Genomic DNA, 26,956 nt, shown 5'->3' with positions numbered 1-26,956 from the left:
AAACGCGCCGCGAGGACGCGGCGGTGCGTCCGCCTACCTGAGATTCCGGTTCGGCATCTATGTCTTGTCCCTAACGCTAGGGACAGACACGTTGCTGCGATCCGCTTAGCATGGTCCGCCCGGTTGCTCGGGACCGCTGGAGGAAGCGCCTATGTCGGGCGACATGCCTTCTGAGCAGCGACGGTGCGCCCTGGGGAGCAGTGCAAGCTCGAACGGCGGCGTCCGATGCAGCCGGCGGAGTCATCAAAGCGGACAGGGAGGAACAGGACATGAAGATCGGTTTCGCGCGAGCCTCGCTTCTTGTGGCATGCGTCCTCTATGGAAATGCGGCTCACGCGGACATCAAAATTGGAATTGTGATTTCGGCAAGTGGCCCGGGATCCGCACTGGGACAACCGCAGCTCAAGACGGTTGCAGCTCTTCCGAAAGAGATCGGTGGAGAGAAGGTGACCTATATCGTTCTGGACGACGAGTCGGATTCGACCAAAGGGGTCCAGAACGCACGCCGGCTGGTGATCCAGGACAAGGTCGATGTGCTGGTCGGCTCCTCTCTGACGCCGGTGACCATGCCGATGCTGGATGTCGCGCTCGAATCGAAGACGCCGCTGCTGTCGCTCGCTGCCGCTACCGCCATCGTTCAACCGATGGATGAGAAGCGCGCCTGGGCTTTCAAGGTCGTTCCCAATGACGACCTCATGGCGGCCGCCATCCTCAAGCATATCGCGAATTCAGGCGTGAAGACGCTCGGCTATATCGGTGTTTCGGATGGCTACGGCGAGGGCTACTACAAGGAGGTGAGCCGCCTCGCGCCCGCGCTGGGGCTGACCGTAACCACACACGAAGTCTATGCGCGAGCCGACACCAGCGTCACCGGTCAGGCGCTGAAGGTGATGTCGACCAATCCGGATGCCGTCTTCATCGCGTCCGCGGGAACTCCGGCGGTCTTGCCGCAGCAGGCGCTCCGCGAGCGCGGATACGCCGGGAAGATATTTCAGACTCACGGCGTGGCCAGTGAGGAATTCATCAAGCTTGGTGGCGCGAACGTCGAAGGTGCCGTATTCGCGGGCGAGGCCTTTACCATTGCCGCCGACCTCCCCACGGGAGATCCGTTTCGTCGCTCGACGGAGGAGTTCGTGACCGCGTATGAAGCGGCAAACGGGCAAAAGCCCAACATGTTCGCTGCTCACCTCTGGGATGTCGTCGCGCTGATCGGAAAAGCTTCGCCGGATGCGCTGAAGACGGCAAAGCCTGGCACAATCGAATTTCGCGCGGCCCTGCGGGACGCACTCGAGCGAGGGCAGAACATCTATCTCAACAATGGGCTGTCGAACATGAGCAAGGCCGATCACAACGGCTATGATGAGCGCTCGGCCTTCCTGATCAAGGTCGAAGGCGGGAAGTTCCGCCTGGCAAAGTAGCGGTGCGCCAATGCACGATCTCGCCTGCTCCGCCTCAGACCCAGCCTCCATCGACGATGTAGTGCTGGGCTGTACAGGCGGAAGCCTCGTCGGAAGCGAGGAAGATGGTGAACTTCGCGATCTCGTCCGGCATGAGCTTGCGCTTCAGGCATTGTCGTTGCATCAGCTCGACCTCGCCCATTGGCGTCATCCATTTATCGAGCTGGCGCTCGGTCATGATCCATCCCGGCGCTATCGCGTTCACGCGGATGTTGTAGGCGCCATAATCGCGCGCCAGGGAGCGCGTGAGACCGATGACGCCTGATTTGCTGGCGGTGTAGGCGGCCATGCCGCCTTGTCCGGCGATCCATGATACCGAACCGAAATTGATGATCGCGCCGGCATTCGCCGCCTTCATGTCCGGCAACACGGCCTGCGCAGCAAAGAACTGGTGCTTCAAGTTGACCGCGACACGGTCGTCCCAATATTCCGGTGTCATTTCCTCGGTGCTGTGCCGCTCGTCATGTGCGGCATTGTTGACCAGGATGTTGATCGCGCCGTGCACGTTGCGCGCCTCCGCGACACCGGCACGCAACGCGGCGATATCGGTCAAATCGACACGCATGAAACGCGCGCTAAGACCTTGATCCGACAGCTCGCGTGCCAGGGATTGGCCCTCGTCGACTTTGATGTCGAAGAACACGACATTGGAGTTCTGCTGTGCGAAGCGCCGCACGATCGCAGCGCCAATTCCAGATGCGCCCCCGGTGACGAGAACGACCTTGCCGGCGAGGTCGGAATAAACGGCAGCCATGGATATCCCTCGATTTGCGTTGGGGCAGCGCGACGCGCCGCCCGATTCTCGCGCTAACCTTAACGACCTCCTTCGTGAGGTGCATAGATCAGAATTTTAGTTGCGTACCTCAAAAATCGAAGGCAGGATTGCACCAAAGAATAAAAGCCGTTGGGAGGAATGTGATGAGACTGCTCGGGAAACTGGGACTGGCCGTTGTCGCATGCCTGCTCGGAGCGAAACTCGCTGCGGCCGATACGACGGTGAAGTGGCTGCACATCGAGGCCAACCCGGCCCAGGTCAAAATCTGGGAAGAGGTTGCGCGCGCCTTTGAGGGGTCGCATCCGGGCGTCAAGGTCGAGATGCAGTTCCTCGAGAACGAGGCCTACAAGGCCAAGCTGCCGACCATCCTCCAATCCAAAGACCGGCCCAACATCATCTACAGCTGGGCGGGCGGTGTCCTGAAGACGCAGATCGAGGCCGGCGTGCTCGACGACATCACCGATTCTGTGAAGGGCTACAGCGACAGTCTCACACCGGCGGCGCTCGCCGCCTTCACCCGCAACGGCCGCGTTTATGGTCTGCCCACGGCGCTCTCGCAGGTCGGCTTCCTCTGCAACAAGGAGCTGATGGCCAAGGGGAAGGTCGATCCTGCCGGGATCAAGAGCTGGGACGATCTGCTTGCTGCCGTGAAGGCGTTGAAATCCGCCGGCGTGACCCCGATCGTGGTCGGCGGCGCCGATAAATGGCCACTGCACTTCTACTGGACCCATCTTGCTGTGCGCATCGGCGGCAAGGCGGCGTTCGATGCGGCGCTGCGCGGCGAGAACGGCGGCTTTGCCGGGGAAACCTTCCAGAAATCCGGCGAGCTGTTCAAGCAGCTCGTCGATCTCCAGCCGTTCCAGAATGGCTTCCTGGGCTTCAAGAATCCGCAGGCGGTCGGCTATTTCGGCGACGGCAAGGCGGCGATGACGCTGGCGATCAGCACGGTCTATCATCTGCAGCGCGCTCTCGCCGCCGACAAGGTCGGGTTGACCGAGGACAAGATGTGCTGGTTCGACTTCCCGGTCGTGACCGGCGGCAAGGGTGCGCCCACCGATACGCTCGGCGGCATCACCGGTTGGCTGATTACGAAAGGCTCGCCGAAGGAAGCCGTCGATTTCCTGAAATACTTCGTCTCCAAAGAGGTGCAGACGCGGCTTGCCGCCGGCAACTTCATCATCCCGGTGGTGCAGGGCGCGGACGCAGGGCTGAACAACAGCTTCATGAAGCTGATCGCCGCCAATCTGGCGAATTCGAACTACCACCAGAACTTCTATGACCAGAGCCTGGGTCCGTCGGTCGGCCGCGTCGTCAACGACGTCACGGCCGAGATCGCCGGCGGCAGCATGAGCCCGCAAGAGGCTGCCAAGGCAATCGAGGCGGCGTGGAAGCAGGGCAACTGACGGTGGCGCGGCGGACCGCGAGCGTGTCGGCGATCGGTGCTGCTGGCGAGATGGTACCGCAAGTCAGGGTCCGTGGCCCGGTTTGGGACGGCAGGCTGACGGTGCTCATCCTGTTCCTGCCGCCGGCGCTGCTGTTGTTCACGTTGTTCGTTGTGCTGCCGATCGGCGAAGCAGCCTGGTATTCGGGCTTCAATTGGAACGGGTTCGGCAGGCCCACCAACTGGATTGGCTTGGACAATTACCGCTTCGTGCTGGAGACCCGCGCCTTCTGGCTCGCGCTGCGTAACAACGGGCTGATTATCGCTGTTTCGCTCGCCATCCAGCTGCCGCTCGCGCTCACGCTGGCCTTGATGCTCGCCGAGCGCTTTCGAGGGGCGGTGGCGCTGCGCATGCTGTTCTTCATGCCCTATATCCTGGCGGAGATCGCGACCGGGTTGATCTTCAGCTTCGTCTATGACGGCGACTACGGCCTTGTGGCTTCGATCTGGCGCAGCTTCGGCGCCGAGCCTCCGCATCTGCTGGCTTCGACCGATACGGCGATGCTGGCGGTGCTGATCGTGATCGTCTGGAAGTACTTTGGCTTCCACATGATGCTTTTCATCGCAGCGCTCCAGAGTCTCGACAAGAGCCTGGTCGAGGCGGCACGCATCGACGGCGCGACCCAATCGCAAGCCCTGCGACATGTGGTCATTCCCTTGCTCTATCCGACGATAAGGCTCTCCGTGTTCTTCGCCATCGTCGGCTCGCTGCAGCTGTTCGACCTCGTGATGCCGCTGACGCGCGGGGGGCCAGCGGACTCCTCGAACACGATGGTGAGCTTTCTCTACAACAACGGCATCTCGCGCATGCGGGTCGGCTACGGCAGCGCCATCGGTGTCATTTTGTTTGCGATCTGTGTGACCTTTGCCTTCACGTACAAGCGATGGTTCATGCGCGATGAGTAACGCCAGGATCATCCGCGCGCCGTTCGATCCCGCAATGCTGTTCAAGCTGGTGTTCCTCGCCGTCGTTGCCATCATCGTACTGGTGCCGCTGCTCGCGACCTTGTTCGGTGGCTTCAAATCACTCGGCGAATTGCGCGTCAATCCGTTCGGCCTGCCACGTCACTGGGAGTGGCAGAACTATGCTGATATCCTGTTCTCGGCGCGTTACTGGCAGCTCTTGCGCAACTCGCTGATCATCTCGACCCTCACGGTGGCCCTGACCCTGATCGTCGCCTCGATGGCGGCGTTCACCTTTGCCCATATCAGGTTCTTCGGCAGCTCGATGCTGCTGAGCTACCTGACGCTGGGCCTGCTGTTTCCGGCGGCGACAGCGGTGCTGCCGCTCTTCATCAAGGTGCGCGATCTCGGATTGCTCGATACATATTTTGGCGTTGCCCTGCCGCAAGCGGCCTTCGGTCTTGCGATGAGCGTGTTGCTGCTGCGGCGCTTCTTCAAGGACATCCCGTACGAACTGCTGGAAGCCGCGCTGGTCGACGGCTGCAGCTATATCAAATTCTTCCGCTATGTGACGTTGCCGTTGTCGCGGCCGATCCTGGCGACCGTCGGTACCATCACCTTCGTCAACAGCTGGAACGCCTATCTGTTGCCGCTGGTGATGCTCAACACGGACGCGCTCTATCCCTGGCCGCTCGGCATCATGGTTTATCAGGGCGAGTATTCGTCCGAGTGGCATCTGATCCTGGCCTTCATCACACTGACCATCCTGCCGACGATCATTATCTTCCTTCTCGCGCAGAAACACATCGTCGCAGGCCTCACTGCCGGCGCGGTCAAGGGATGAACGGCACCTCACGGAGATCACAATGAGAAAAGTCGGCATCGGCATCATCGGCTGCGGCAATATCAGCACCGCTTATCTGAAGGCGGCCCAGCGCTTCCCGGTCATGGAAATCAAGGCGCTCGCCGATATGCGCAGCGACATCGCAGAGCGGCAAGGCGCCGCCTTCGGGCTGCCGGCGATGCGGGTTGATCAACTGCTCAAGCGGGACGACGTTGAGATCGTCATCAATCTCACCGTGCCACTCGCCCACACCGACGTCAGCCTGGCGGTGCTGAACGCCGGCAAGCACGTTCACTCCGAGAAGCCGCTCGGCATCAACGTCACGGAAGCCCGCAAGGTGATGGAGCTCGCCGCGCAAAAGGGTCTTCGTGTCGGCTGCGCGCCTGATACGTTCCTCGGCGGGGGGCACCAGACGGCGCGCAAGTTGATCGACGATGGTGCGATCGGCAGGCCTGTGGCCGGTAGCGCGTTCTTTGGCTGCCCCGGTCACGAGCGCTGGCATCCGGCGCCGGGTTTCTACTATTTGCGCGGCGGCGGGCCTATGCTTGACATGGGCCCGTACTACATCACCGATCTCGTGCAACTGCTCGGCCCGGTGGCGAGCGTGATGGGCTCGGCTGCGCGTCCGAAATCCGAGCGGCTGGTCACCAGTCAGCCGATGAACGGAACGCTGATCCCGGTCGAAGTTTCGACCCATGTCACCGGCACGCTCGAATTCGAGAGCGGGGCGGTCGTCTCGATCGCGATGAGCTTTGATGTGCCCAAGCACCGACATGCGCCGATCGAGATCTATGGCGACAAGGGCAGCATGCTGGTACCGGACCCGAACCGCTTCGGCGGCGAGGTGCAGGTCGCGAAGACCGGCGGCGAATGGGAGCCGGTGCCGCTGACCCACGGTCATGTCGACGGCGAGTTCCGTTCCATCGGTGTCGCCGACATGGCCTCCGCGATCCTGAACAACCGGCCGCATCGTGCCAGCGGTGCGCTCGCGTTCCACGTGCTGGAGGTGATGGAAGCGTTCCAGACCTCTGCCGACGAAGGGCGACGCGTCAAGATCGAGAGCTGCGTCGAACGGCCGGCGATGCTGCCGGCCGGGCGTGAAACCGGACAGATCGACTGAGGGAATGATCATGCGCAAGGCAATGATTGTATGGGGCGGTTGGCCGGGGCACGATCCCGATCTCTGTGCTTCGATGATCCGGGGCTGGCTGAAGGCTGAAGGCTTCGAGGTGCGGATCGAAACCACCACCGCCGCGTTCGCCGATCCCGCGATTCACGACCTGTCACTGATCATCCCGATCTACACCATGTCGAAGATCGAGAAGGCGGAAGCGCTCAATCTCTGCGCTGCGGTCCGTAGCGGCGTCGGGCTCGCCGGCCATCATGGCGGCATGGGCGACGCTTTCCGCGATTCTGTCGACTACCAATTCCTGTGCGGCGGGCAGTGGGTTGCGCATCCCGGCAACATCATCGACTACAAGGTCGACTTGACGAAGCCGGATGATCCCATCATGAAGGGCCTGAAGAGTTTCGAGCATCGTTCCGAGCAGTACTACATGCATGTCGACCCCGCCAACGAGGTGTTGGCGACGACGACCTTCACCGGCGAGCACGCACCCTGGATCGAGGGCGTGGTGATGCCCGTGGTCTGGAAGAAGCGATACGGCGCGGGCAGGGTGTTCTATTCCTCGCTCGGCCACCGCGCTTACGAGCTCGACGTACCGGAGATCCGTACGTTGATGATCCGCGGCATGCTGTGGGCGGCGCGCGAATGAATGCTGGTGCGACCCAGCCGGTGCTTCGTGCCACGCTCGAGGACGTCGCGCGCACGGCAGGTGTTTCGCTCGCCACCGTCGACCGCGTCGTCAACCGGCGCGAGGGCGTGCGCGCCAAGACCGTCGCGCGGGTCGAGGCCGCGGTGGCAAAACTCGGCTATCGAGCCGACGTCGCGGCCGCGCGGCTTGCCCGCGGGCAGACGTTCCGCTTTGCCTTTGTGCTGCCGACGGGTAGCAACAGCTTCATGACCAACCTGACCGAGCAGGTCCAGCGCACCGCGGACTGGCTCGCCGGCCAGCGCGGCTTCATTGATATCCTGCATGTCGACGTGTTCGATCCGGACGTACTCGCTGCCGCACTGGAAAATCTCTCGCCGGTGTATCAGGGCGTCGCCGTCATCGCGCTCGATCATCCCAGGGTGCGCGCCGCGATCGACGAACTCACCACGCGCGGGGTCGCTGTGGTGACCCTTGTGTCGGACGCGCCGAGCTCGCGCCGGCTGCACTATGTCGGCATCGACAACCCGGCGGCAGGCCGCACCGCTGCAACGCTGATGGGACGGTTCCTCACTGGTCGCGAGGGGACGGTGGCCGTGATCGCGGGATCGTTGTCGCTGCGCGATCACACCGAGCGGCAATTCGGCTTCCACCAGATCCTGTCCAGCGAGTATCCGAACCTGCTCGCGCTGCCGGTGATCGAGGGCCGCGACGACAGCGAGCGCACGCGGGAGCTCACTGCGGCACTGCTCGCGCGCCAGCCCGATCTGCGCGGCATATACTGCTGCGGCGCCGGCAACCGTGGCATCGCCGATGCGCTCGAGGCCTCGGGACGCGCGCGCGAGGTGGTCTGGATTGCCCATGAGCTGACTCAATACACACGGCGTTTCCTGGTCCGCGGCGCGCTCGATGCTATCATCAACCAGGATCCCGGCCACGAGGCACGGTCTGCGGCGCGAGTCCTGCTCGCGCATTGTTCGGGTGAGCCCATCAGCCCCGACCAGGAGCGCATCCGCATCGACATTTTTCTGCGGGACAATCTGCCGTAACCTTTGAGTCGCCTGCGGAGCGCATCAGAAGCTCGCGGCCATTGCGGCCAGACGTTGGTGGGCTCTTTCGCGGGCCGCCTCGATCGGCTGTTGCGGTCCGGTGGTTGGTCCGATTGGAATGAAACGGACATTGTTGATCCCGACAAAACGCAAAATTTCGCGCAGGTAAGGTGTTGCCATGTCGATGCGCCCGCGGTTCATTCCAGTGGCGAAATCGCTGCCACTGGCAATGATGACGATGGTCGGCCGGTCCTTCAGCAACGGGACATACCCCAGCGACGGATCGAACCGGAAGGTGAGCCCGGGCTGGACGATGACGTCGAACCATTGCTTGAGCTTATAGGGAATGCCGAAATTCCACATGGGCGTGGAAATCAACACCCGCTCGGCAAGCGCCAAGCGCACCGCCATCCGCTCGGCCTCCGCGAAGCTGTCCCGCTGCGCGTCGTTAAAGGCCTGCGCCTTCATCCGTGCATATTTGGCCTCGACAATGGGGCCTGAAAACTCCGGCAGGCGCTCGCGCCAGAGATCCATGACGTCCACGTCCCAATCGGGCCGAGCTTGGCGAAAGCCATCGAGGAAAACGCGGGCGCCGGCGCTTGACCAGGAGTCGTCGCGGGGCGAGCAGGACAGGTGCAGGAGCTTCGCCACCGCTCATCCCAGCGCTTTGATGACCGCATCGGCCCTGGTCACGACGGCGACGTTCTGCATGGCGAAGTTGATCGACGCGGCGTGCCAATCGGCGTTCATGGTCGAGCAGCAATCCTCAGGAACGATCATGAAGTAGCCCTTGTCGGCACCGGTCCGCGCCGTGTGCTCGACCGACATGTTGGTCCAGGCGCCGGTGTTGATGATCATGTCGCGACCGGTGGCTCTCAGGATCGTTTCGAGCTTCGTGCCTTCCCAGGCGCTCATTCGCACCTTCTCGACCACGAAATCGCCGGGCCGTGGTTCGAGACCTGAAACCGGTGCCGCGCCCCAGCTTCCGCGCACCATCGCCTTGCTGTCGACGAGACCCTCGAACAGTGGCGCATTCAGAGTCACGCCGGGCGCGCCGGGCTCAACGACGAACCAGACATGGATGACGGCGACGCCGCGCGCCCGCGCGGTTTCGGCCACGCGGCGGACGTTCTCGACGACATGCTGCTGGCGCGCATGCCCGGGCGCGCCGGAATCGGCAAAGGCGCCACCGTCCATGATGACGTCGTTCTGGAGGTCCTGGATGATCATAGCGCAGCGTCGCGGGTCGAGCTGCATCTCGCCGTCGGCGAGGACGGGTGCAGCGGAAGCAGAGCCGGCCGCCGCTGTGCCGCCGCCTCGCTTGCCGCTCATATAGGGCTCGTGGCGCGGTCCGACCTTGGTGGGAATGGCATAGACCGAGTGCGTCGAAGTCAGGTACAGCGTGCGGAAATCCGGCCCGCCCCAGGTAAGGTTGGCGACAAGCTCGGGCAGGCGGAGCTTGCCGAGCAGCTCGCTGCGCGGCGAATAGACCCACACGCCGCCGGGTGCCGTGACCCAGATGTTGCCGTGCTGGTCGCACTTCATGCCGTCGGGCAAGCCGGGCTCGAGCTCGGAGCGGATGCCGCTCGCGAACACACGCGCACTCGACAGCGAGCCGTCGCCGTTGACATCGAATACGCGGATCAGTGCCTGTACGGTGTCGTTGACATAGAGCAGTTTCTCGTCGGGCGAGAAGCACAGCCCGTTCGGCTGGTCGAACAGATTGCGGTCCACGACGAGCTTCGGCTCGGCGCCGGGCACCACGCGATAAACGCCCTGGAAACCGAGCTGCCTTGGCCGCTCGACGCCATAGACCGGCATGCGGCCATACCAGGGATCCGAGAAATAGATCGCGCCCGAGGAGTGCACGCAGACGTCATTGGGACTGTTGAGCTCCTGTCCCCCAAAGTGCGAGGCCAGCACCTCGCGCCGCCCATCCGGCCGCTCGCGGATCAATGACGACGTCGCGTGCTCGCAAACGATCAAATTGAGTTCGGCGTCATAGGTCATGCCGTTGCATTTGTTCGAGGGACGCTTGACCTCGGCGACGCCTCGCCGCGCATCCCAGCGCCGACGCACGTCGGCCGGCATGTCCGAGAACAGCAGATAATGATCGACCGGATGCCAGATCGGTCCCTCCGTGAAGTCAAAACCGGTGCTGATCTGCGCGACTGGTGCGTAGGGGTCAATCAGGGTCTCGAATTCGGAGCGTAAGGTGACGTGCGTCATCATCCATCCTCTGGCGTCTAGGCTGGAAACCAGTTGCGCTGGGGCAGGGACTGCACGACCGGCCCAGGCACCTGGTCGTGGAGTCGGCCGACGACGTTGCCACCTTCGATCTTGGCGGGACGGTCATGGACCGGCAGCAGATATTGCGAATTGCTGAGCAGCTTCTTGATGGCGGCCTTCTCGGCGCGCTTGGTGGTGCCGTGATTGCCGGTGGTGCGCGGCTCCCAGTCGTGGATCTCGTTGAAGGGCGTCACGATCTGGTCGTTGAAATCATAGATGACGTCGCCGCAGATCGTGGCGATGCCGTCGGCGGTTTCGACGATGATGTTCATCGAGCCCTCGGTATGCGCATTCGCAGCGTCGCAGTAGACGCCCGGCATCAGCTCGATGGGACCTGTGATCTCAAGGTCGAGAAAGCGCAGGGCACTCTTGGTGTGCAGACGGTCGATCAGATGCTTAATATCCGGCGCCGGATATTGCGGATGCATCAGGCCGGACACGGAGTATTCAAGCTCCCGACGGTTGAGGACGACAGTCGTGTTCATCGGAAACAGATCGTCCTTGCCGGCGTGGTCGATGTGCAGATGGGTGTGGCAGACGAAGCGCACATCGCCCATCCGCACGCCGTGCCGTGCAAGCTGGTTTTCGATCATGTGCTCGTGATACTGCAGGCCGCGCATGCCCAGCGTTTCCATGATCTGGTTGGAGCGGTAACCCGTATCGACCACCACCGGATACTTGCCGCCGAGGATCAGGAAACCGAGGGTGAGGACGCGGCGGGTGCGGCCGCAATCGCGGCCGAGAACCAAAAAGCTCGATTCCAGCTCAATATCGCCATAGTCCAGAATCTTGATCTCCAGCGGCATTCCGTCCCTCCCTGTGTCCGTTCTCGTTGTTTCCTCGGCGCTCAGAGCCGATAGACGCGCATGGCAGTGGTTCTGAAAACGGCTTCGCGCTGATCATCGCGTAGCGGCGCCGCGGCGACACGGAATGCATCAATCAATTCGCGGTAGTTGGTCCACAATTTCTCGATCGGAAAATTCGAGCCGAACAGGCAGCGTTCGGCGCCGAAGATCGCAATCGTATCGGTCAGGACGGACGCGATATGCGCGGGGTCGTTGCGGTGGATGAAGGTTCCGAGCCCCGACAGTTTCGACACGATGTTCGGGCATGCGGCGAGGCGGGCCATGCCGGCGCGCCACGCAGCGCGGCCTGGGGGTGAAAGGTCCTCCAGCATGCCGGCGTGCTGGAGGATAAAGGTCACCTTCGGGCAAGATTCCACAAGGCGCGCGGCGTCCGGAATCTGCGGCGTGAACACCTGAAGGTCAAAGCTCCAGCCATAATCCGCAAGGCGGGCGATGTTGCGCTGGATCATGGGATCGGTGCAGAGATCCGGCCGCGCGGCGAAGCGATAAAGCGGGTTCTCGTGCCAATGCAGTTGCATGCGAACGCCGCGTACGAGGGCATAGCGCTTCAGGCGATCGAGCTGTGGACGCACGTCATCCACTGAAAAGTCGGCGTAAGCTACGATGGCATGCGGCCAGCCGTGCTCCTCGGCGGTCTGCTGCACCCAGGCGGCCTCGTCCTCGAAGCGGTCATTGGCCCAGTTGGTCTGGACATAGACTGAGCGGGTGACGCCGCTGCCTTCGAGGTCGCGGAGATATTCCCCGATCGGGTAATCGCGCCGGATCGGCTCGTATGGACCGAAGATGCGCGGCTGCATCGGACCGACCAGCCAGGGCAGGTCAGCCTGGCGCCAGATATGATGGTGCCCATCGACGATGTCCGTCACGCAACTCTCCTCTGTCCCAGCGCCAGCACATGCGCGACGATCGACGCGCTCGATCCACCATCGACCAGGTCGTCGACGAAGCGCTCGATCGCGACCAGCGCTTCGGTCTGCGGCCGAAAGCCGGGACCGGCCGCGAGCGGCGTCAGCCAGCTCACGCGCCACGCACGGCGCGATAGTTTCGCGACCGCATCGCGCAGCGCGTCGGGTTCGCCCCGCTCCAGGCCGTCGGAAATAATGATCACGGCAGCTCCTCGCGCGTATCCGCCAAAGCGGGGCACGGCGAGAAAGGCCTGAAGCGCCTCGCCGATCCGGGTGCCGCCGTCCCAGTCGCTGACCACATAGGCCGCGGCCTTGAGCGCCTGCTCGCGGCGCTTGAGACGCAACGGGCGGGTGATGCGGGTCAGCCGCGTGCCGAAGGTGAAGACCTCGACATTGGGTGCCGCCTGCACCAGCGTGTGCGCGAACTTCATATTCTCTTCTGTGCGCGTCTTCATCGAGCCGGAGACGTCAATCAGAAGCAACACCTTGCGTGGGCGGTGCCGCCGCTTCAAACGTCCCAGCCGGAGGATTTCGCCGTCGCTGCGAATGGAGTCGCGGAGAGTGCGGCGCAAATCCGCGTACGGTCCGCTGCGAGCCCGCATGCGGCGATGGCCGCGCCGCTTCGGCAGGCGCCTGGGCGCCTCGCGGGACAGCCGGCGCAGCGCATCGGTGGTGGAGAGCTGCGCAAAGCGGCGCTCGACCAGCGCTTCGGCGCGCGCAGCTGCGAGACCGGACTCATTGGCTTCGTCCGACAACAGTGGCTCGTCGTTTCCACGGGCCTCCTCTTGGAGCCGAACTGTCTCGTCGTCCTCGCCGTCATCGACGCGCTCGATTGCCTCGTTTCCGCGAAAGTGCAGATCGAACAGCCGGTCGAACGTTGCGCGACGCTCCGGTGGAGGGGCCAGTGTTGCAAGGGCCGCCTGCCGAATGTCTTCCAGGCTGCGGGGACCGAGCAACTGGATCGCGGCCAGGAACGAGGTCGTCTGTTCCGGTGCGACGGCAAACCTGTTGGTTCGCAACAAGCCGACGAACGAGATGAAAACACGCGCAGCGCGCGGCAGTTCGGGTTCGGCGCTCATGCAGAGGCCTCCGCCAGCAGGGCGTCGAGGCGCGGCGAAATGAAATGCAGATCCTCCTCGTCTTTCAGGGCAACCCCAATCGAGCGCCTGAAGGCATCGGGCCACCGTGCGCCGCCCTTGTGCAGCAGCGTGGCGGCCTCAGCCCAGTCAACGGCCTCGGCGATCCCGGGCGCCTTGCTGAGCGGCTCGCGTCGCAGCTTCTCGACGGCGGCGACGACGGCCCGCGCGGTCCCCTCGGCGACGCTGGAGGCCCGCATCATCACGATGCGGGCTTCGCGCTCCGCCGAGGGATAGTCGATCCAGTGATAGACGCACCGCCTCCGCAACGCTTCATGAAGATCCCGCGTGCGGTTTGAGGTGAGGACGACGACCGGGCGCTCAGAAGCGCGCACCGTGCCGCGCTCCGGGATCGAGATCTGAAAGTCGGACAGAAACTCGAGCAGGAAGGCTTCGAATTCCTGGTCGGCGCGATCGATTTCGTCGATCAGCAGCACAGTCGAGTCAGGCGCGCGCAGTGTCGCCAGCATCGGTCGCTCGATCAGAAAGGTTTCGCCGTAGATGTCGATGCTCTCATCGCCGGCCTGGCGGATGGCGAGCATCTGGCGCGGATAGTTCCATTCGTAGAGTGCTGCGGATGCGTCGATGCCTTCGTAGCATTGCAGGCGGATCAGGCGGCGGCCGAGGACGGCGGCGATGGCTTTGGCGGCTTCGGTCTTGCCGACGCCCGGCGCACCCTCGACCAGCAATGGTTTGCCCAGCGCCAGCCCGAGATAGGCCGCGGTCGCCAGCCCCTCGTCGGCGAGGTAATAGGCGGCCCGAAGCGCCTTCTCCAGTGCCTCGGGGCTGTCGATGCCGACGATGTTGCTGCGGACGGCCATCGCGACCTCAGCGCCGCGCCTGAGGGCGCGCGCCGCCCTCGGCCTTGATCGCGCGCAGCACCTTCTCCGGCGTAATCGGCAGATCGTCGATGCGAACGCCGACGGCGTTGAAGATGGCGTTCGCAACGGCCGGCAATACCGGATTCGCGCACATTTCCCCGGGGCCTTTGGCGCCGAAGGGGCCATCGGGAGCGGGGCGTTCCAACACGGCGATGTCGTGCGGGCAGATGTCGCCAGGACCGGGCATGATATATTCGACGAAGTCGCGAGGTCCGTGGACAGGGTCTGGATAATACGGTTCGGGAGTCTCGTAGAGCGCGTGACTGACACCCATCCAGGCGCCGCCGACGAGCTGTTGCTCGACCAGGCGCGGGTTGAGCGCGCGGCCGAGCTCGTAGGCAGAGTCCATGCGGATCATCGTGACCTCGCCGGTCTCGTCGTCGACCTCGACCTCGGCGACAAGACAGGCATGGGCGTAGCAGGTCGCCGGCGACATCTCGCCGGTTTCCGGATCGACATTGGACAGAGGAACCAGGAAGATGCCACGGCCAGAGATGGTCTTGCCCTGCTTGAACTGCGCCGCGATGGCGACGTCCTTGGTGGAGATCGAGCGGTGCGGCGCGCCCTTGACGTGGATGTTCCCCCGGCCGTCGGTTTCGAGATCGGCGGCGCTGACCTCGAGTTCCTCTGCGGCGGCCTCCATCATCACGCCGCGCGCCTCGCGCGCTGCCGCCATCACGGCATTGCCGACGCGATGGGTGCCGCGCGAAGCGAACGAGCCCATGCAATGCGGACCGGTGTCGGAATCGGCGGTGTCGACGTAGACGTCCTCGACGGGTACGCCGAGCGTCTCTGCGCAGATCTGCCGCGTGACCGACTTCATGCCTTGGCCGAGATCGATCGAGGAAAGCGCCACGGTGAATTTACCGCTCGGATTGGAGTGAACCAGGGCTTGGCTGGGATCGCCGCCGAGGTTCATGCCGATGGGATAATTGACCGACGCGATGCCGCGTCCGCGATGTCGGGTCATCTCAACGCCTCCTGGTGCCGAACACGGATGAGAATCGGCCCGCCCCATGCGAGGGCGCTGCCGGTCGCGGTGGCTGTGGGGGGGGCGGCGGGGGCTCACGCGGTGGTTCGCGCAAGGCGGTCGTCGGCTGGCGATCATAAGTCGTGCGCTGCTGCGTTGGCGCAGTTGTACCTCCGCGGGTGTCAGTCGGCGTCCGCGGGACGGCGGCGCGGCTGCCGCGGCCGTCTTTGCGGGAGGAGGCGCGCTTGAACTCGTCGCGGATCGGCCATTTGGCCTTTTCGGCGGCGACCTGGACGCACTCGATCAGCGCCGTGTTCTTGGCCTCGCGCCGGTGTGCCTTCATGTCGCCGTCGCGATAGGCATTGAGAATGCGGAATTCCATCGGATCCATGCCGACGAGGTTCGCGAGCTTGTCCATCTGGCACTCGATCGCAAAATCCATTGCGGTGACGCCGAAGCCGCGCATCGCGGTTGCCGGCGTGCGGTTGGTGAAGACGCAGTAGACGTCGCCATAGACGTTCGGGATGGTGTAGGGTCCCGGCAGGTGGGCCGCGCATTTCACCGCTGCATAGCTCGAGAGCCGCGTATATGCGCCGCTGTCGAAATATGCGCGGACTTTCCGCGCGACGACGCGGCCGTCGCGCATCACGCCGTCCTTGATGTAGATGCGCTCGGCGCCCCGCGGCGGGCCGTACTGCATCTCTTCTTCGCGTCCGAACACGTAGCGTACCGGACGTCCGGTCAGCATCGCACCCAGGATGCACAAAGGTTCGGTCAGCGTGTCCACCTTGCCGCCAAAGCCGCCGCCGACGGTGCCGCCAATGAAATGGAAGGTGTTGGAGGGGACATCGAGAATCTTGGCGCAGGTGTCGACCGAAAAGAACAGTGCCTGCGTCGAGGTATAGACGACATAGCGCCCGTTGGTGTCGGGCGCCGCGATCGAACCGTTGGTTTCGGTCGGCGCATGCTCGATAGGCGACATCTGGTAGCGCTGCTCGAGCACGTGATCGGCCGTCGCCAGTGCGGCATCGGCATCGCCGAAGCGGAGTTTTTGGTGGTCATATACGTCGTGATAAATGAAGGCATTCTTCGGATAGGTTTCGTTGACGACGGGCGCGCCGGCCTTCAACGCATCTTCTACGTCGAACACCGTCGGCAACGGCTCGTAGTCGATCCGCACCTTTGCGATCGCCTCGAACGCCTTGCGTTCGCTGTCGGCGACGATGGCCAGGATCGGCTCCCCCTTGTAGCGGACCTTGTCGACGGCCAGCGACGGCTCGTCGTCCTTGCCGAAATTGATCAGGCTCAAAAGTGTGTTGAGGTTACGGGGGACGTCGGAGCCCCGGATGATCCGGCGCACGCCGGATGAGCGCTCGGCGTCCGCGGTGTCGATCCGCCGGATCCTTGCATGCGAATGGGTCGAGCGGACGACCTTCAGGTGCAGCATGCCCTGGAGCTTGTGGTCGTTGAAATAGCTCGACGTCCCCGTGACATGGCCGAGCATGTCCTGGCGCTGCGTGCCCTTGCCGATCTCGTTGAGATTGTCGTCGCGCTCGTCGGCGAAAATGTCTTTGCGCAGTTCCAGCATGATCTGGTCCTTCAGGCGCTCACCCGGCCACCGGAGGCGGCGAGGATGGCGTTGATGATCGGCTCGTAGCCGGTGCACCGGCAGATGTTGCCGGAGATCGCCTCGACGATCTCGGCGCGGCTCGGCGAGGGATTGCGATCAAGCAATGCCTTGGCAGCCATCAGCATGCCCGGCGTGCAATAGCCGCACTGGGCAGCAAAATTCTCGGCGAAGGCGCGCTGCAGCGGATGGAGGTTCGGTCCCTGCTTCAGGCTATCCAGCGTCTCGACGGAGCGGCCGGCAACGGTCTCGGCCAGCGTCAGACAGGAGAGATGGAGTTCGCCGTCGATCAGGACACTGCAGGTGCCGCAGCCCCCCTGGCCGCAACCGAACTTCGGCGTCATGTCGCCGATCAATTCGCGAAGCGCGACGAGGAGGTTGGTGCCACCATCAACGAAAATGGCGACATCGCTGCCGTTGTGGCGGAATTGCAGAGCAGTCTTGGCCATACGATCTATTCCTGACCCAAAAGAAGACGACGCAGATGGACGCCGACGATCTCGCGGCGGTACCAGGCGCTGCCGAGCGCGTTGTCGGACGGCGATGTTCCTTCCGCGGCTGCAGAGGCTGCGGCCGCGACGGTCGCGGCATCGAGCGCGCGGCCTTCCAGGGCGCGTTCGGCCGCCCGCGCACGTATTTGCGTCGGCGCCATCGATCCCAATGCAATTCGCGCCCCGGCGATCCGTCCGCCACTGATAGGCAGATGTGCGGCGAGCGTGATGACCGAGCCGCCCTTGGGCTTGATCCGTGCGATCTTGCGGTAGCGAAAAGCATCCGCGTTTGTCGGTCGCGTGCACGACACCGACAGCACGAGCGCACCCGCCTGCCTTTCGCGCGACTGCAAAAACTCCTCAATTGGAATGTCGCGCGATCCAAAGCCGCCTTGCAGGGCCACCGTGGCATCGAGCGCAAGCAGGGCGACGGTGAAATCGCCATAGGGGTTGGGCGCGAACAGATTGCCGCCCACCGTACCCATGTTGCGCACCGCCGGGCCACCGATCGAACGGGCAGGGGCGTGCAGGAAAGCAAGGTCGCGCTCGCCCAGAATCCGGGCGAAAGTTACACCAGCACCTAGGGTGATCCGCGGGCCGGAGGGGTCGATGCGCGTCAAGGCATGGTCATTGGCGCGCACGACGGTCGAGATCGAGATGTCGCCTTCGTTCAGTGCGCGCATCACCAGCGTGCCGCCGCCGAGATAGCGCGCGTTGCGATCGGACGACAGCGCAGCGGCGGCCTCGCTCGAACTCGTGAAGGTCTTCACCGTCACAGTCATGTTGACACAGCCTCCTTGAGGTGCCGGCGGATCGCGTCGAATCCCGCCTGGTAGATGTCTTCCGCGACCATGTGGGTGATCCGGTCCTTGTCCCCCGGCCGTGTCGAGAAGCGGGATTCCCAGTGCCAGAAGGTGCGGTCGCCGTCCGTGACGGGCAGCAGGCGGACGTGGGCCACGTAGTTGAACATCGGGACCGGCGTATCGAGCAGGCAATAGCTGAAGGTCTGCTCCAGATCCGAGAGCGTCAGCAATTGCTCGCGCAGCTCCGAGCCGTCCTGCAGCTTGAAGCGCCTGACACAACCGATCTTGTCCGAAGCCTGCGCGCGCTCGATCGTGGAGGTCGCGACCGCCGGATGCCAGCGATCGTGCCCGTTGAAGTCGCGCAGCACGGCCCACACGGAGCCGGTCGGCGCATCCAGGATCGTGCTCTTGACGATATGCGGCACGGCGCTCAGCCTCCGAACTGGCGCTTGAGGGCGTCGAAGCCGCCCTGGAACACGCCGCCGCCGATATTCGCGACGAGCTCCGCCTCCCGCTCGGGTGCGCAGTCGAACTCGGCGGTCCATTCCATGAAGGTCTGGTCGCCATCCGTGACCGGCGTCAGCCGAAGCGTCGCGACGTAGTCCTCGACCCCCATCGGGGATTCGAGGATCGAGTAGGTGCAGAACATGTCGTAATCGGACAGGCCGAGCAGCTTTTCCCGGATACGATCGCCGTTGCGCAGGCGAAAATCCCTGACGCAGCCGATCTTGTCGGAGGGCTCGCCGCCCTCGATGCGGCTTTCCGCAATCGCGGGATGCCAGTTCGGCAGACCGTTGAAGTCGCGTACCCGCGCCCAGACGCGATCGTTGCGTGCGTTGACGACGGTTGAGACATAGACCCGGGCCATGGGGCGACCTCAGCTCTTCTTCCGAGGGCTGCGCTCGGCGGTCGGCTCGCCGTCGGACGAAGGCGAGGGCGCAGCGGTCGGCTTCTCGCCGCCGCCGCCGCCCTTGCGCGCGGAGTCCTTGATGCCCTGCATGTCGCGAGCTTCTCGGATCAGGCCTGGCATCTTGGCGAGGCTGCCGCCTTCGACGCCGATGTCCGCAAGAAGCGAGTCGATCAGCGGCGCCTGGACGCGATAGCGCAGCGCCGAGTCGATCACCTCGTCGGTCGCGCTCCGGCCGCCATTGCCGCCATGGCCGTTGCCGTTGAGGCCGTCGACCTGGAGGATGCGGATGCCCTCGATCTTCTCCATCGGCTTGACGCTCTCACGGACGATGCCCTCGATGCGGTCGAGCAGCTTTCTACGGAACAGCGAGTAGCGCGCCTGGTCCGTCAGCACGTTCTCGGCCTCGTTGAGCATACGCTGCGCCTCGGCCTCGACCGCGGCGCGGATCCGTTCGGCTTCCGCGGCAATTCGCGTCTCCTCGGCCTGCTTCTCGGCGATCAGGATCTCCACGGTCTTGCGACGCTTCGCGATCTCGCTCTCGCGCGCGGTAATGACGCGCTCGGTCGCCTCAGTGGCATGCACCCGCGCCTCCTCGGCCGAGGTCTTGGCCGCGGATTCCTCCAACGACTTCAGGTGGATGGCAATCGCCTTCTCCATCAGAACGGTCTCGACCTCCTTCTCACGATTGATTTCAAGCTTGCGCAGCTCGCGCTCGCGGCCGATGCGGGCCTCGTCGAGGCCGCGATCGGAGGCAATGCGGGAGCGCTCGACCTCTTCACGCGCGGCAATCTCGGCTTCCTGCAGCGACTGGACGCGAGCGACTTCGAGCTGTTCGATCGAACGGCGACGTTCGATCCGCGCCGCCTCCAGCGCATGCTCGCGCGAGACGTCCGTGGTCTCGACCTCCTTGCGCGCGACAATCTCGGCCTGCCTGACCTGGCGGTCGGCGTCGATGCGCTCGGACTTCTTGGTCGAGAGCGCGATGACCCGGTCCTCATCCGCGATCTCGATCGCCTTCTTGTGCTCGATGTTGAGGACTTCGCGCTTCCTGGAGGACGTGATGCGCTCGGTTTCGAGCGCGAGATCGACGCCGATGCGCTGCCGCTCGATGGTGTCGCGCCGCTTCAGCTCGGCCGCCTCGAGCACGGCTGTGCGCTCGATCTCGAGCGCGCGTGTGTCACGCTCGGCCTGAATACGCTCGGCTGCAACAGACTTCTCCTGCGCGATCCGCGCGGCTTCGATGGCTTCGCGTGAGGCGATGTCGGCTTCCTCGACGGCGCGGTTGCGGGCGATTTCCAGCGACCGAACGCGTTCTTGTTGGGTGATGCGGGCAGCTTCCGTGGCCTCGCGTGCCGTGACCTCTGCGACTTCCAGCGTCTGATTGCGTTCGATCTCCAACTGCCGGGTATTCTGCTCGACCGCGATGCGCTCGACGGCGAGCCTATGCTCGCGGTCGATGCGCGCCGCCTCGACCGCACGCTGCGCCTCAATCTCGGCTTCCTGGATGTTACGCACCTGCTGGATCTCCAGCGCACGGGTGCGCTCATCGGATGCGATGCGCTCGACATTGACAATCATGGTCTGGGCGATGCGGGCCTTTTCGGTCGTCTCGCGGGCAGCAATCTCGGCTTCGTCCACGGCGCGCGTCCGGTCGATCTCGCGGCGCCGGGTCTCCTCTTCGTTGGCGATGCGGGCGTCCGTCACGACGCGGTCCTGCTGGATACGCGCTTTCTCGATCGCCTCGCGGGCGGTGATCTCAGCTTCCTCGATGGTCTGCATCCGCTCGATTTCGCGCTGGCGCACCTCGCGTTCGGAGGCGATGCGGCTGGTATCGATCGAACGCTGGTTGGCGATCCGGGTCTTCTCGATTTCCTCCCGTGCGAGCAGCTCCTTCTCCTCGATGGTGCGGGTGCGCTCGATCTCCCGCTGACGGGTCTCACGCTCCGAGGCGATGCGGGCCTCGGCGATCGCCTGATCGTTGGCGATGCGGGCCTTCTCGATGGTTTCACGGGCGGAAATCTGCGCCTGCTCGGCTTCGGTCTCGCGCAGGGCCCGCTCGCGTGCGACCTCGGTGCGTTGCAGGGCCCGGCGCATCTCGATGTCGCGCTCCTGTTCGAGGCGCGCCGTCTCGCTTTCGCGTTCGATCTCGAGAGCCTGCCGCTCGGCCTCCAGGTTGCGAGAGCGGATCTTGATCATCGAATCTTGCTCGATGTCGTTGCGCAGCTTGCGCTTGGCCTCGATGTCCTCCATCAGGCGGGTCAGACCTTCGGCGTCGAAGCGGTTCGAGGGGTTGAAGAATTCGAGATCGGTCTGGTCCAGATCGGTGATCGCGACTGACTCCAGCTCGAGTCCGTTCTGGGCGAGGGCCTCTGCCGCGTTTGCCTTGAGGCGGGCGACGTACTCGCCGCGCTGTTCGTGCATCTGCTCGAGGGTCATCTCCGAGGCAACGGAACGAATGGCGGAGATGAATTTGCCGGCGAGGAGGGCGTGGAGCTGTTCGGGCTCCATGGTGCGGCGGCCGAGCGTGGCGGCCGCGATAGACACGGCTTCGCGGGTCGCCTGCACGCGGACATAAAAATCGGCCTCGATGTCGACGCGCATGCGGTCACGGGTGATTACGGCGTCCTGGCGGGAGCGAACGATGCCCATCGGCTGCACGTTCATGTTGACCGGCGTGTAGTCGTGGATGAACGGCAGCACGAAGGCGCCGCCGTTGATCACGACGCGCTCGCCGAGCAGGCCGGTCCGGACGAATGAGGTCTCCTTGGACGAGCGGTGATAGAGCCAGTTCACGATGTAGACGCCGACCACGATCACCACGACGGCGACGATCAGCCAGAGGATCAATTCACCGACCAGAGTCCCTGACATGTTTCTCTCCCTCGACCTTTGGGCGTTATCGCGCGCCGATCGCCTTGAATTTGCGAACCTGATCCGTCAGTGCCCGCTCGACCGGCAGCCGTTCCATCGAGGAGGCGCCGTAGAAGCCGTGGCAATTGCGTGTGTTCCTCATGATGAAATCGGCATCGTCCGGATCGGAGATCGGTCCGCCATGAGCGAGCACCAGAATGTCCGGATTGACGCCGAGTGCGGCGGAGGCCCAGGTGTCGATGTGCGCTGGGCAATCCGTCAGCTTGAGCGCTGTCTGCGCGCCGATGGTGCCCCCGGTCGTCAGGCCCAGATGACAGACGATGATATCCGCGCCCGCGATCGCCATCGCGGCAGCTTCCTTCTCGCTAAAGACGTAGGGCGTCGTCAGCAGGTCCTTCTCGCGCGCCTTTGCGATCATGTCGATCTCGAGCGCATAGGACATGCCGGTCTCTTCGAGATTGGCGCGGAACACGCCGTCGATAAGGCCGACGGTCGGAAAGTTCTGCACGCCGGCGAAGCCGAGCGCTTTCAATTGGTCCAGGAAAAGATCCATGTCGCGGAACGGATCCGTGCCATTGACGCCGGCGAGCACTGGCGTCCTGGAGACGACGGGCAGCACTTCGCCGGCCATCTCCAGCACGATGGCGTTGGCGTCGCCGTAAGCCATCAATCCCGCGAGTGAGCCTCGGCCAGCCATGCGGTAGCGGCCGGAATTGTAGATGACGATGAGGTCGACACCGCCAGCCTCCTCGCATTTGGCCGAAAGGCCGGTGCCGGCGCCGCCGCCGACGATCGGCTCGCCGCGCCTTGCCATGTCGCGGAAGCGCTTCAACAGTGCAGCGCGTTCAAACCGTGCCATCGGTCACCTCGCTAGTCTCCCGCGCGCCCCAATGCGGCCGAACAATGTTCGGAACGCGCTGACAATGGTGGAGGCGAACTCGGGGTCATTGATGTTCTTGGGAACGCGGATAAGCTGACGGATGGCGGTCTGCCGCACGTTGCGCTCCAGCGTGCGGAACAGCGCCGCATCGGCATCCGGATCCCAGAATGGCTGTCCTCGCGCGTCGAGCGCGGAGACGCCGCCCTCGGGCAGGAAGAAGCGCACCGGCCCGTCCATCCGGTTGAGTCGATCGGCGATCCAGTGCCCCATGCGCTCGTTCTCCTCCGCCGTGGTCCGCATCAGTGTGACCTGCGGATTGTGGATGTGGAATTTCCTGCCGCGGTAGCGCTCCGGGATCGTCTCGGGAGCGCCGAAATTCACCATGTCCAGCGCGCCCGCCGAGCCGACATAAGGCACCCGGCTGCGGATGATGGCGCCAAAGCGGTCGTCGGTGGCCGGGAACACGCCACCCATCAGGAGGTCCCCGACCTCCGTGGTCGTGAGGTCGATGACGCCTGCGAGCTGCCCGGAATCGACGAGCTTCTCCATTGAGCGTCCTCCAACGCCGGTGGCGTGGAAAACGAGACACTCGAAATCCTCGCGCAAGTCGGCCGCGATCTTCTGCACTGCCGGCGTGGTGACACCGAACATGGTGATGCCGACCGACGGCAATCCGCTGTCGTCGCGATCCTTCCGTGCATGCTGATCCAGGCGCGCCTTGACCATGCCGGCCAGCGCGTTGGCGCCGTTGGCCAGCAGGGCGCGCGAGATCGAGTTGAGGCCCTGCACGTCGGCGACCGAATGCATCATGGTGATGTCCGCGGGGCCGACATAGGGCCGGACGTCGCCGGAGGCGACCGACGAGACGATGAGCTTCGGCACCCCGACAGGAAGCATCCGCATACCCGGCGCGACCAGTGACGCTGCGCCCGAGCCGCCCGCCGAAATCACGCCGGCAACATTGCTCTGGCGCCGCAGCCAGCTGCTGAAGGCCTCGGCCATCGCGGTGACGGCGGCGCCGCGGTCGGGTCCGAATACCGCCGATCCGCCGCGACCATGGTTCAAGGCGATCTCCTGGGCGGAGACGTCGCTGGCCGCGTGTCTGCCGCTGGTGGAGACATCGACCAATCGGGTTCGCAGGCCTGTCCCGGCGATGATGTCGCGGATGAAGCGGAGCTCCGTGCCCTTGGTGTCGAGCGTACCGACGACGAGCACGACCGGGGGGCCCTGCGTTTGCGTCGCAACCGGTTCGCGCGCTCGCCGTGTGGTCTCGTCGAGACGCATCACCTGTGTCGAGAACGTGCGGGCCGCGGCCTCGATGCGGGCGATCGGCACCGGTTGCGACCAGCGAGTCGGCGGCGTCGGGTTGGAGATGTAGATGCGGATCGCGCCGCCCGGCCGCGTTTGCGGCGGAGAAAGCTTCTCTTCCGTATCCGCCGGCGGCACGTCGAGGTCGAGCTCGAGTCCGGCGTGCATTCCGACGCCGAGCAGGCGCTGCTGCAGTTCGCGATCGGCGGCAAGCCGCACCGAATCGATGATGCGGTTGACGCGACCGTTGACCATGATCGCGACGTTGCCCGACACGGCGGTCGCCACCCCGATATTCTGCTCGATCACGAGCACGGACATGTCGCCGTCCTCGCCAAGCCGTAGCAGCATCTCCTCGACCTGGGCCACGATGACGGGCGCGAGCCCCTCGGTGGGCTCGTCCATGATCAGGAGCCGCGGGTTGGTGAGCAACGCGCGCGAGATCGCGAGCATCTGTTGCTCGCCGCCGGAGAGCTGGCCGCCGCCGTGATCCTTGCGCTCGGCCAACCGCGGAAACGTCTTGTAGATGCGCTCGACCGTCCAGGCGCCGCGGCGCAAGCCGGCGGCAAGCCGCAGATGCTCGTCGACGCTGAGTGAACGCCACAGCCGCCGTCCCTGCGGAACGTAGCCGACGCCGAGTCGGGCTATGTGGGCGGGCGGCTGCCGGGTGATGTCATCGCCGCGGATGCGGATCGAGCCGCCGCTGACCGGCACCAGCCCCATGATGGCCTTGCACAGCGTGGTCTTGCCCATGCCGTTGCGGCCGACGACCGAGAACACGCCGGCCTCGAGCGTCAGGTCCACGCCCTGCAACGCATGCGAATGGCCGTAATAGACGTCCAGGCCGCGGACTTCGAGCGCGGCGGCGGTACGGCGGACCTCATTCATGGCCGCCTCCGAGGTAAAGCTCCTGCACTTCGGGATCGGACTCGATCTCCTGCGGACGGCCTTCCTTGAAGATCCGCCCGTTGTGCATCATCGTGACGCTCTCGACGACGCGCAGGGCCACGTCCATGTCGTGCTCGATGATGATGTAGCCGATATGCGCGGGCAGGGAGGTCAATATCTCGATCAGCTCGGCACGCTCGGTCGGCGACAGTCCCGCGGCCGGTTCATCGAACAGGACGAATCGCGGTGCGCCGGCAAGCGCAAGTGCGATCTCGAGCTGGCGCTGCTGGCCATGCGCGAGTTCGGCAACGCGCTGATCCTTCACGCCCGAGAGATGGACGGCCTGCACGAGATTTTCGGCTGCGTGCATCAACGCATCGTTTTGACCGGGGCGGAGAAACGAGAAGCGCCCCCGTGAGACGCCACGGCAGGCGAGGTAGACATTGTCCTGGACGGTAAGGCCGGGAAACAGCGCGGAGATCTGGTAAGTCCGGCGCAGGCCGCGGCGGATGCGCTCATAGGGCGGGAAGTGCGTGACGTCCTCGCCGAAGAAGCGGATGGTGCCGGAAGAAGGTGGGAAGTCGCCGGTGATGCAGTTGAACAGCGTGGTCTTGCCGGCGCCGTTGGAGCCAAGCACGGCGCGCCGTTCGCCGGGGCGGACGGTAATGGTGATGTCGGTGAGTGCCGCCAGCGCGCCGAACAGACGTGTCACGCCGCGCAGCTCCAGCGCCGCGCCGGCGCCCACGACAGAGAGGCGTTGTGCGACGCTATCCATGGTTGGATCCTTGACTGGATCCTTGGCCAGATTCTCGGCCACGTCGTCCGCTTGAACTTGCCGCGCCGGAGCGTTGGCGGCGGCGCCAGCTCTGCCAGAGCCCGATGACGCCGTCCGAGGACCAGAACACGATGGCGAGGAAGCCGAGGCCGATCAGGAGCCGAAAGCGGTTGCCGTCGAGCCCCAGCTTGACCAGGAAATCGAGTGCGAAAGTGCGCAGCAGCACGAAGATCAGCGCGCCGATAAAGGGTCCGATGGGGCGCGTGATGCCGCCGACGACTGCGATGATGAGAATATCGATGCAGGCTCCGACGCTCACGGATCCCGGCGAAATCTGCCGGTAATTCCAGACCTGGAGTACCCCTGCGAGCGCCGCGACGAAGGACGCGAAGACGTAGGCCGCGACGCGATGCGCATTGACGTTGAAGCCGAGCGCCGCCATGCGGCGGGGATTGTCGCGTACGCCTTGCAGCGCGAGGCCGAATGGCGCGCGGGAGATGTAGTCGACGGCGAAGTAGCACAGCGCGGCTACCGCGAGGACGATATAATAGAACGGAATGTCGGCGCGCCAGTTGACGCCCCAGAAATGCGGCGTGGCAACGGTATTGATGCCAGTATGGCCGTTGAAAATCGCCCAGTTCTGGTTGGTGAAATAATAGAACGCCGCGCCGATCGCGAGCGTGATCATGATGGTGTAGATGCCCTCGGTGCGCACCGCCAGCGCGCCGCCGAGCGTGCCGAAGATGGTCGCGAGCGCAAGCGCCATCGGGACCGCAAGCCACCACGGCCAGCCCAGGCTGATATTGGCGTTGCCGCTGACGCCAAACACCGCGACCATATAGGCGGAGAAACCCGCGATGGTGAGCTGCATCAGGCTGACCATGCCGCCATAGCCGGCAAGAAACATCAGACTCAGCGCCATGGTTCCGAGGATCAGCGTGGTCGCAAAGATCTCGATCAGGAAGAAGCCGTTGGCGATCAGGGGCATGATCAGGAGAATGGCGGCGACGGCCCAGGCCGCCGGATTGTCGATGTCCGGCCATCCGCGCAATCTGGAGCGCTGCACCGCAGTGGCGGGACGAACCGGGACGCGGGCGTCGTGAGCGAGGGACATG

The 26,956-nt window shown here is 64.3% G+C and carries 25 protein-coding genes; 7 read left to right on the top strand and 18 right to left on the bottom strand.

Annotation, left to right across the window (positions count from 1 at the left end):
• Nucleotides 1-269 precede the first annotated feature (269 nt).
• Nucleotides 270-1,418, top strand: a complete 1,149-nt coding sequence (locus FXB41_RS30470) for an ABC transporter substrate-binding protein (protein ID WP_219684424.1) — start codon at nt 270-272, stop codon at nt 1,416-1,418.
• Nucleotides 1,419-1,452: 34 nt separating this feature from the next.
• On the opposite strand, the gene FXB41_RS30465 is transcribed toward FXB41_RS30470, so the two are convergent.
• Nucleotides 1,453-2,211, bottom strand: coding sequence for an SDR family NAD(P)-dependent oxidoreductase (locus FXB41_RS30465; protein WP_219684418.1), 759 nt, complete (start codon nt 2,209-2,211; stop codon nt 1,453-1,455).
• A gap of 164 nt (nt 2,212-2,375) precedes the next feature.
• Between FXB41_RS30465 and FXB41_RS30460 the strand changes: the two genes are divergently transcribed.
• The 6 genes from FXB41_RS30460 to FXB41_RS30435 are packed head-to-tail and all read left to right on the top strand — an operon-like array spanning nt 2,376 to nt 8,241.
• Nucleotides 2,376-3,635, top strand: a complete 1,260-nt coding sequence (locus FXB41_RS30460; protein ID WP_219684417.1) for an extracellular solute-binding protein — start codon at nt 2,376-2,378, stop codon at nt 3,633-3,635.
• Between the two features lie 2 nt (nt 3,636-3,637).
• Complete coding sequence (locus FXB41_RS30455; protein ID WP_376707521.1) at nt 3,638-4,579, top strand: carbohydrate ABC transporter permease; 942 nt, start codon at nt 3,638-3,640, stop codon at nt 4,577-4,579.
• Nucleotides 4,572-5,420: a carbohydrate ABC transporter permease gene (locus tag FXB41_RS30450; protein ID WP_219684416.1), complete on the top strand. Its 849-nt coding sequence runs from the start codon at nt 4,572-4,574 to the stop codon at nt 5,418-5,420. Before FXB41_RS30455 ends, FXB41_RS30450 begins: the two co-directional genes overlap by 8 nt.
• A gap of 22 nt (nt 5,421-5,442) precedes the next feature.
• Nucleotides 5,443-6,540: a Gfo/Idh/MocA family protein gene (locus tag FXB41_RS30445; protein WP_219684415.1), complete on the top strand. Its 1,098-nt coding sequence runs from the start codon at nt 5,443-5,445 to the stop codon at nt 6,538-6,540.
• 10 nt (nt 6,541-6,550) lie between these two features.
• Nucleotides 6,551-7,195: a ThuA domain-containing protein gene (locus FXB41_RS30440; RefSeq protein WP_219684414.1), complete on the top strand. Its 645-nt coding sequence runs from the start codon at nt 6,551-6,553 to the stop codon at nt 7,193-7,195.
• Nucleotides 7,192-8,241, top strand: coding sequence for a LacI family DNA-binding transcriptional regulator (locus FXB41_RS30435; protein ID WP_007593037.1), 1,050 nt, complete (start codon nt 7,192-7,194; stop codon nt 8,239-8,241). The genes FXB41_RS30440 and FXB41_RS30435 overlap by 4 nt, the downstream gene beginning before the upstream one ends.
• A 24-nt stretch (nt 8,242-8,265) precedes the next feature.
• Here FXB41_RS30435 and FXB41_RS30430 read toward each other — a convergent pair whose 3' ends face one another.
• From FXB41_RS30430 to FXB41_RS30350, 17 genes are read right to left on the bottom strand one after another with little or no spacing between them, the layout of a single operon-like run.
• Nucleotides 8,266-8,892, bottom strand: coding sequence for an FMN-dependent NADH-azoreductase (locus tag FXB41_RS30430; RefSeq protein WP_007593035.1), 627 nt, complete (start codon nt 8,890-8,892; stop codon nt 8,266-8,268).
• Between the two features lie 3 nt (nt 8,893-8,895).
• Entirely contained in the window at nt 8,896-10,470 is a 1,575-nt protein-coding gene (locus tag FXB41_RS30425) for an isochorismatase family protein (RefSeq protein ID WP_219684422.1), read from the bottom strand.
• A gap of 17 nt (nt 10,471-10,487) precedes the next feature.
• The gene (locus FXB41_RS30420; RefSeq protein WP_219684413.1) at nt 10,488-11,336 is read right to left on the bottom strand and encodes an MBL fold metallo-hydrolase; all 849 of its coding nucleotides are present in this window, start codon (nt 11,334-11,336) and stop codon (nt 10,488-10,490) included.
• Between the two features lie 41 nt (nt 11,337-11,377).
• A complete protein-coding gene (locus FXB41_RS30415; protein ID WP_219684412.1) occupies nt 11,378-12,262 on the bottom strand; it encodes an amidohydrolase family protein in 885 nt (294 codons plus the stop codon).
• Nucleotides 12,259-13,380 carry a vWA domain-containing protein gene (locus tag FXB41_RS30410; protein ID WP_219684411.1) on the bottom strand — a complete coding sequence of 374 codons (1,122 nt, stop codon included), beginning with the start codon at nt 13,378-13,380 and terminating at the stop codon, nt 12,259-12,261. Before FXB41_RS30410 ends, FXB41_RS30415 begins: the two co-directional genes overlap by 4 nt.
• Nucleotides 13,377-14,258, bottom strand: a complete 882-nt coding sequence (locus tag FXB41_RS30405; RefSeq protein WP_219684410.1) for an AAA family ATPase — start codon at nt 14,256-14,258, stop codon at nt 13,377-13,379. The genes FXB41_RS30410 and FXB41_RS30405 overlap by 4 nt, the downstream gene beginning before the upstream one ends.
• 7 nt (nt 14,259-14,265) lie before the next feature.
• A complete protein-coding gene (locus tag FXB41_RS30400) occupies nt 14,266-15,288 on the bottom strand; it encodes a xanthine dehydrogenase family protein molybdopterin-binding subunit (RefSeq protein WP_219684409.1) in 1,023 nt (340 codons plus the stop codon).
• Nucleotide 15,289: 1 nt separating this feature from the next.
• Complete coding sequence (locus tag FXB41_RS30395; RefSeq protein ID WP_219684408.1) at nt 15,290-16,876, bottom strand: xanthine dehydrogenase family protein molybdopterin-binding subunit; 1,587 nt, start codon at nt 16,874-16,876, stop codon at nt 15,290-15,292.
• Between the two features lie 11 nt (nt 16,877-16,887).
• Nucleotides 16,888-17,364, bottom strand: a complete 477-nt coding sequence (locus FXB41_RS30390) for a (2Fe-2S)-binding protein (RefSeq protein WP_007593025.1) — start codon at nt 17,362-17,364, stop codon at nt 16,888-16,890.
• A gap of 5 nt (nt 17,365-17,369) precedes the next feature.
• Complete coding sequence (locus FXB41_RS30385) at nt 17,370-18,188, bottom strand: FAD binding domain-containing protein (protein WP_219684407.1); 819 nt, start codon at nt 18,186-18,188, stop codon at nt 17,370-17,372.
• Entirely contained in the window at nt 18,185-18,634 is a 450-nt protein-coding gene (locus FXB41_RS30380; protein ID WP_219684406.1) for an SRPBCC family protein, read from the bottom strand. The genes FXB41_RS30385 and FXB41_RS30380 overlap by 4 nt, the downstream gene beginning before the upstream one ends.
• A 5-nt stretch (nt 18,635-18,639) precedes the next feature.
• Nucleotides 18,640-19,077, bottom strand: coding sequence for an SRPBCC family protein (locus FXB41_RS30375; RefSeq protein ID WP_007593021.1), 438 nt, complete (start codon nt 19,075-19,077; stop codon nt 18,640-18,642).
• 9 nt (nt 19,078-19,086) lie between these two features.
• Nucleotides 19,087-21,990, bottom strand: a complete 2,904-nt coding sequence (locus FXB41_RS30370; RefSeq protein ID WP_219684405.1) for a flotillin family protein — start codon at nt 21,988-21,990, stop codon at nt 19,087-19,089.
• Between the two features lie 25 nt (nt 21,991-22,015).
• Complete coding sequence (locus FXB41_RS30365) at nt 22,016-22,849, bottom strand: phosphoenolpyruvate hydrolase family protein (protein WP_007593017.1); 834 nt, start codon at nt 22,847-22,849, stop codon at nt 22,016-22,018.
• A 3-nt stretch (nt 22,850-22,852) separates the two neighbouring features.
• The gene (locus FXB41_RS30360) at nt 22,853-25,066 is read right to left on the bottom strand and encodes an ABC transporter permease (protein ID WP_219684404.1); all 2,214 of its coding nucleotides are present in this window, start codon (nt 25,064-25,066) and stop codon (nt 22,853-22,855) included.
• The gene (locus FXB41_RS30355) at nt 25,059-25,841 is read right to left on the bottom strand and encodes an ABC transporter ATP-binding protein (protein WP_007593014.1); all 783 of its coding nucleotides are present in this window, start codon (nt 25,839-25,841) and stop codon (nt 25,059-25,061) included. Before FXB41_RS30355 ends, FXB41_RS30360 begins: the two co-directional genes overlap by 8 nt.
• Nucleotides 25,834-26,955, bottom strand: a complete 1,122-nt coding sequence (locus tag FXB41_RS30350) for a branched-chain amino acid ABC transporter permease (protein WP_219684403.1) — start codon at nt 26,953-26,955, stop codon at nt 25,834-25,836. Before FXB41_RS30350 ends, FXB41_RS30355 begins: the two co-directional genes overlap by 8 nt.
• Nucleotide 26,956: the final 1 nt, after the last annotated feature.

Origin of the sequence: Bradyrhizobium canariense (assembly GCF_019402665.1) — a bacterium.
In the GTDB taxonomy this organism is placed as follows: domain Bacteria; phylum Pseudomonadota; class Alphaproteobacteria; order Rhizobiales; family Xanthobacteraceae; genus Bradyrhizobium; species Bradyrhizobium canariense.
The sequence above is the reverse complement of the archived record's forward strand: the minus strand, read 5'-3'. Positions and strand labels throughout refer to the sequence as shown.